Annotated in this window: 5 protein-coding genes; 2 read left to right on the top strand and 3 right to left on the bottom strand. The window is 60.3% G+C overall.

Annotation, left to right across the window (positions count from 1 at the left end; genetic code table 11):
• Window positions 1-151: 151 nt before the first annotated feature.
• Genes HKN06_12010 through HKN06_12000 form a run of 3 tightly spaced genes read right to left on the bottom strand, consistent with a single transcriptional unit; the run spans window position 152 to window position 3,483 of the window.
• Window positions 152-1,072: an aldo/keto reductase gene (locus HKN06_12010; protein ID NNF62037.1), complete on the bottom strand. Its 921-nt coding sequence runs from the start codon at window positions 1,070-1,072 to the stop codon at window positions 152-154.
• A gap of 28 nt (window positions 1,073-1,100) precedes the next feature.
• The gene (locus tag HKN06_12005; GenBank protein ID NNF62036.1) at window positions 1,101-2,909 is read right to left on the bottom strand and encodes a M14 family metallopeptidase; all 1,809 of its coding nucleotides are present in this window, start codon (window positions 2,907-2,909) and stop codon (window positions 1,101-1,103) included.
• On the bottom strand, window positions 2,896-3,483 hold the full coding sequence (locus HKN06_12000; protein ID NNF62035.1) for a thymidine kinase: 588 nt from the start codon (window positions 3,481-3,483) through the stop codon (window positions 2,896-2,898). The genes HKN06_12005 and HKN06_12000 overlap by 14 nt, the downstream gene beginning before the upstream one ends.
• A gap of 90 nt (window positions 3,484-3,573) precedes the next feature.
• Between HKN06_12000 and upp the strand changes: the two genes are divergently transcribed.
• Complete coding sequence (upp, locus tag HKN06_11995; GenBank protein ID NNF62034.1) at window positions 3,574-4,191, top strand: uracil phosphoribosyltransferase; 618 nt, start codon at window positions 3,574-3,576, stop codon at window positions 4,189-4,191.
• Between the two features lie 6 nt (window positions 4,192-4,197).
• Window positions 4,198-5,499 carry a thymidine phosphorylase gene (gene deoA / locus HKN06_11990; GenBank protein NNF62033.1) on the top strand — a complete coding sequence of 434 codons (1,302 nt, stop codon included), beginning with the start codon at window positions 4,198-4,200 and terminating at the stop codon, window positions 5,497-5,499.
• Window positions 5,500-5,786: the final 287 nt, after the last annotated feature.

Raw genomic sequence — 5,786 nt, 5'->3', positions numbered from 1 at the left:
AAGTTGCTCCCACGAAGCTCTGTTGCGGGTAGTCGCGACTGAAGTCGCTCCCGAGAAGTCATGTCGCAAGTAGTCGCGACTGAAGTCGCTCCCACGAGGCTTTGTCGCAGGGAGTCGCGACTGAAGTCGCTCCCACGAAGCCCTCTGCCCGTTAGATGGTTTCGAAGTAACGCACCATCTCGCGGCGCATGGCGTCATCCGGCAGCGGACCGTAGCAGGCGCCCATGTTTTCGATCATGTGGTCGACCCGTGACGTCGCCGGGATGACGCAAGTCACCGCCGGATGCGAAACGATGTACTTGAGCAGGAACTGCGGCCAGTTATCGCAGCCGATTTCACCCGCCCAGTCCGGCAATGCGGCTCTGGCGACAGCATTGATCAGCTGCTTGCGCCGAAACGGCCGGTTGATAATAACGGCCTTACCGTTATCACGCGCCAGCGGCAGCAGGCGCTGTTCCGCATCGCGGTCGGCAATGTTGTAAGTGAACTGCACAAAGTCGATCGACGGCTCGTTGGCGATGACTTTCAGCAGATCGCCGCGTCGCCGGCCATGCGACGTGGTGATGCCGATATAGCGAATACGACCCTCGTCTTGCCATTGACGCAGCGTGCGCAGGTGCGTCTTCCAGTCGAGGAAATTATGAATCTGCATCAGGTCGAAGCGCGGCACGCCCCACAGCCGCTGTGAGTCCTGCATTTGTTCGATGCCCTGCTCGCGGCCATAAATCCAGACTTTTGTTGCGGAAAACGCTGTACCGGCGTCAACCTTTTGCAGGCAGTAGCCGATATTCTCTTCGGAACTGCCGTACATCGGCGAGGAATCGATCAGCGTTCCTCCGTGCCGGAAGAATGCCTGCAGCACGCCGGTGCGCATCTCGCGCAGCCGCTCGCTGCGGCCAATATCAAATGTGCCCCAGCTGCCCATGCCGACCACCGGCAGTCGTTCACCAGTCTGCGGAATCGCCCGCTGCAGCAGTGGCGATGACGTTGCGGCGAGCCCCGGCCAAGGACAGGCAGCCGCAATTGTGCCACCCAGGCAGCCATGCAGGAACTTGCGGCGGCTTTTGTTCATATAACAGTACGACCTGCTCGGAGCCGCTTCAGTTCACGCGGCGGGCAATCGGGTACAGCCGGTAACGCTGGTCGAAATACGGCGTCTGCTCATAGAACCAGCGCAGCCGCGCCTCCTTGTCGGCTGAGAATGCCGGATCGGCCTGCAGCTTGTCGCGAAAGCGTTGCGCCAGTTCTGCATCGTGCAACAGCATCTGCTGCGCCATCGGCTCGACCGCATAGTCTTCAAAATACTCGGTGCGCGTCATGATCTCGAGAAAATAGCCCCACTGCAGCAGAGAATCGGGTGACTGCGGCTCAAGCAGCAGCATCGCCAGGGTACCAAGCGGCTGGTCCGTGGGAACGAAACAATCGCCCGGACGAACGTGCATTTCACCCCGCTCGACGACAACGTCGCCAGGGTCGACCCGTACCCGCCCTTCGAACGGGCTGGTAGCGAGCGTTGCTTCTGGCAGGCGGTAGTGCTCCACCGGCACGCGCTTGCCTGTCTTTAGCAATTCACAACGAATACCGTGCGGCCGCAGCCGGTCGACAATAAATGACCATGCCGCGGGCACATAGTAGCCACGCGGCCGGCTCACGACTGCCTTTGGCTGGTCATTCGCCCGCACCACCACCGGCAGTTCAACCGGCTCGCCGGTCCAGCGCGTAATGCTGTCACCGGTGACTGGCGAATACTCGCGCTCGGAACGCACGCCCTTGAAGCTCATGATCTCGGGCAGCACTGCGGCACCTTTTTGCCAGGCAAGCACAATTTTGTCGTTGCGGCGGCGACTGTCCTTGCGCGCCGCTTTGCGCAGCAGGCTGCCGTGTTCGCCCAGCGCTCGCATCGTCGCCTCGAGGAAAACATAGGTGCCAAGCACCCGCTGCAGGTAGGGTTTTAACGAATGGTTTTCCACCAGCACGGTCGCCAGGTGACGCGCATCGCCATAACCGTTGGAATAACGCGGACTGGCAGTCCAGCTGCTGATACCGGCGCTGTAGTCATCGTAGTTTTCGGCAAAGATCAGCGGGCCAGGTACATGACCGCGTTTACTCAGGGCACGGGTCGCCGCCGGTTCGAGAAACTGCGCCAGCCAGCCCGACACCGCCGGCGACCAGGCGTGACTGCCGTTGTAGCCCCAGGTGATGTCGTACTGGTAGTCAACACCGTCGGTGACGTGCACGTCGATATAAAGGTCCGGCTGCCAGTCATTGATAACGCCAACCACCGCCCTTACTCCGGGGGTCTCCAGCTTTGTGTAGTCGCGATTCAGGTTGAGATTGCGGGCATTGCTGCGCCAGCCCATCTCGGCCGGGCCACGCTGGTTGATACGGCCGTGAGCCGAAAAACGCTCGTGTCCGTCGACGTTGAGGATCGGGATGAACAGCAGGTTTGCCCGCTCGAGCAGGTCGCTCAGCTTGTTCGCTACCGTCATATCGCGCAGCAGCATCAGGCCGGCATCCTTGCCGTCGATTTCGCCGGAATGTATACCGGCCTGCACCAGCAGCGTCGGCCGGCTATTGTCGCCCAGTTGTTTTGCCGTCGTCGCGCGGTTTTCCGCGGCAACCACCATCCAGATGTCGCGCCCCTCATCGCTGCGGCCTATTGAAACCAGCTCGAGCTGCGGCGCCGCGTCAACCAGGCGGCGCAGCCACGACAGCGTTTCGGCGTAGCGTGGCGTTGTGGTAAGCCCGCTGCGTTCGGCCGGTGTAATCCACGGGTCGTCCGGGGCGGCAATCAGTTCCAGGCTGTTTGACTGCCATGGCGGCAACGACGGCAGAATGGCTTCACTGGCGGCGGCCTGTCCTGCTGCGCAGAGTGATACTGCGGCAGCAAGAATGCTAATCCACCGCATCATGGAAGCGTTCCTTGAAGTGACGCCGGCACAACGACAGGTAGCGGTCATTGCCGCCAATCTCTATCTGTGAGCCGTCGCGAATCGTGTTGCCTGCCTCATCGAGGCGCACCACCATCGTAGCCTTGGAACCACAATCGCAGATGGCTTTTATTTCCTTGAGGTTGTCTGCCCACGCCAGCAGGTACTTACTGCCGGGAAACGGCTCGCCCTGGAAATCGGTACGCAGCCCGTACGCGAGCACCGGTATATCCAGCTTGTCAGTAACTTCCGACAACTGGTAAACCTGCTGCTTGCTCAAAAACTGTGCTTCGTCGACCAGAACGCAATTTATGGGTGCGCCGGTGACGCGTTCCTGTATTACCTCCAGCAGGTCATCGTCGCGGCGGAAAGCGTGCGCTTCAGCTTCGATACCAATACGCGAAACGACGCGGCCAGCGCCATAACGATCATCCATCGCGGGCGACAGCACCAGCGTTTTCATGCCGCGCTCACGGTAGTTATAGCTGGCCTGCAGCAGCGCGGTGGTCTTGCCGGCATTCATCGAAGAATAATAGAAATAGAGCTTGGCCATCTGTATTCGCACCCCCGGCAGCCTGGTCTGCCCGGGCTCGTTTCATGGTACTTTAGCCACCCGTCACGTGCATCGGACCAGGGGAAAAGCATGTACGTCGAAGTCAAACACCCGTGCATACAGCACAAGCTCGCGATTCTGCGCGATTCTGAAACCGGCCACAAGCGCTTCCGCGAGCTGGCCACAGAGATCACCATGTTCGTGTGCTACGACGCCCTCAAGCACGTCGAAGTCGAAGATGTCGCGGTACAGACACCGGTCGGGATGGCGCAATGCCAGAAGATCGCCAATGATATTGTCGTCGTACCCATACTTCGTGCCGGTGTGGGCATGCTGGACGGCATACTCGGCCTGGTGCCGACCGCACGCGTGGGTTTCCTCGGCATGTATCGCGATGAAGAAACCAAGCAGCCGGTTGAGTATTACAACAAGGTGCCGAACAACAGCAATGCGCTTTACATCGTCGTTGACCCGATGCTGGCCACCGGCGGCTCTACTGCTGCCGCCCTCGACCTGCTGAAAAAAAGCGGCGTGCAAAAAGTCATTGTCGTATGCATCGTCACCTGTCCGGAAGGGATCGCGATGGTGGAAAAATCTCATCCGGACGTGACCATCTATACGGCCGCCGTTGACGAGCGGCTGAACGAGAAAAAGTACATCGTGCCGGGACTGGGCGACGCCGGCGACCGCCTGTTTGGAACCCGCTGACCGGCGATGCTGTTTACCGAAGTTATCCGCAAAAAACGCGACGGCGAAACGCTGACTGCGGCGGAAATAGAATTCTTCGCCGCAGGTCTGGCCGACGAGAGTATTCCGGCCGAACAGGTCTCGGCGCTGGCCATGGCGATTTTTCTTAATTCCATGAACGCTGAAGAAGCCGGCACCCTGACTGTCGCCATGGCAAACTCCGGCGTCACCCTCGAGTGGCGCGACCTGGATGGACCGGTCATCGACAAGCATTCAACGGGCGGCGTTGGTGACAAAGTCAGTTTCCTGCTGACGCCCATTGCCGCTGCCTGTGGTTGCTATGTACCGATGATCTCCGGCCGCGGGCTGGGCCACACCGGCGGTACGCTGGACAAGATCGGCAGTATTCCCGGCTACAGCGCAACACCGGACCTGGATGAGTTCAGGAAAGTGGTCAGCGAAGTCGGCTGCGCGATCATTGGCCAGACCGCCGAGCTGGCGCCGGCCGATCGTCGCTTTTATGCCATCCGTGACGTCACCGCGACGGTAGAGTCGGTGCCGTTGATTACCGCGTCGATACTGTCGAAAAAAATCGCCGCCGGGCTCGACGGGCTGGTAATGGACGTCAAGTGCGGCAACGGTGCTTTCATGAAGACGCCGGAACGCGCCCACAGGCTGGCCGACAGCATTACCGCCACTGCAGCCAGCAGCGGCCTGCAGACCCACGCACTGATCACCGATATGAACGAGACGCTTGGCACCACCGCGGGTAACGCGCTGGAAATTGCCGAGTCGATGGCCTACCTGAGCAACGAGCACCGTGAAGCAAGGCTCAATGAAGTTGTGCTGGAGCTGTGCGCCGAAATGCTTATCGTCGGTGGGCTGGAAACTGATCGTGATGCTGCCCTGGCCAGGGTCGATACGGCGGTGACGTCGGGCAGGGCCGCAGAAACTTTCGGCCGTATGGTCAGTGCACTGGGTGGCCCGGCCGATTTTGTCGAACGCTACACCCACTATCTTGTCAGCGCCCCGGTCACACTGCCGGTGCACGCCGACAATCACGGTTATCTCACCAGCGTCGATGCCTTCGCCGTTGGCAATGCCATTGTTGAACTGGGCGGCGGGCGCAGCGCGCTCGATGACGAGCTGGATTTGTCGGTCGGGTTCAGCGACATCGCACCTGTTGGTACGCCGATCGATGCGCACACGCCGCTGGCCGTGGTTCATGCCGCGTCCACGGCCACCGCCGAACACGCTGCAATGCTGCTGCGCGACGCCTGCACCATCGACGCCAGCGCCCCCGAGCCGCGCCCCGTTATCTATCGCTGATAAATCGGGGTCAGACCGAAAAGCTAAATCGGGGTCAGACCGAAATTATTCGCCACAATTGCAGTTTAAGAAGCGAAGTCAATTCCAGCCATTGCTTCGAACAATTGTGGCGAATAATTTCGGTCTGACCCCGATTTATCGAATAGTTTCGGTCTGACCCCGATTTATCAGCGATAGATGACGGGGCGCGGCTCGGGGGCGCTGGCGTCGATGGTGCAGGCGTCGCGCAGCAGCATTGCAGCGTGTTCGGCGGTGGCCGTGGACGCGGCATGAACCACGGCCAGCGG

This window comes from Gammaproteobacteria bacterium (genome assembly GCA_013003425.1).
In the GTDB taxonomy this organism is placed as follows: domain Bacteria; phylum Pseudomonadota; class Gammaproteobacteria; order Steroidobacterales; family JABDKV01; genus JABDJB01.
Note: the sequence above shows the minus strand (reverse complement) of the source record. Positions and strands in the feature narration are given on the sequence as shown.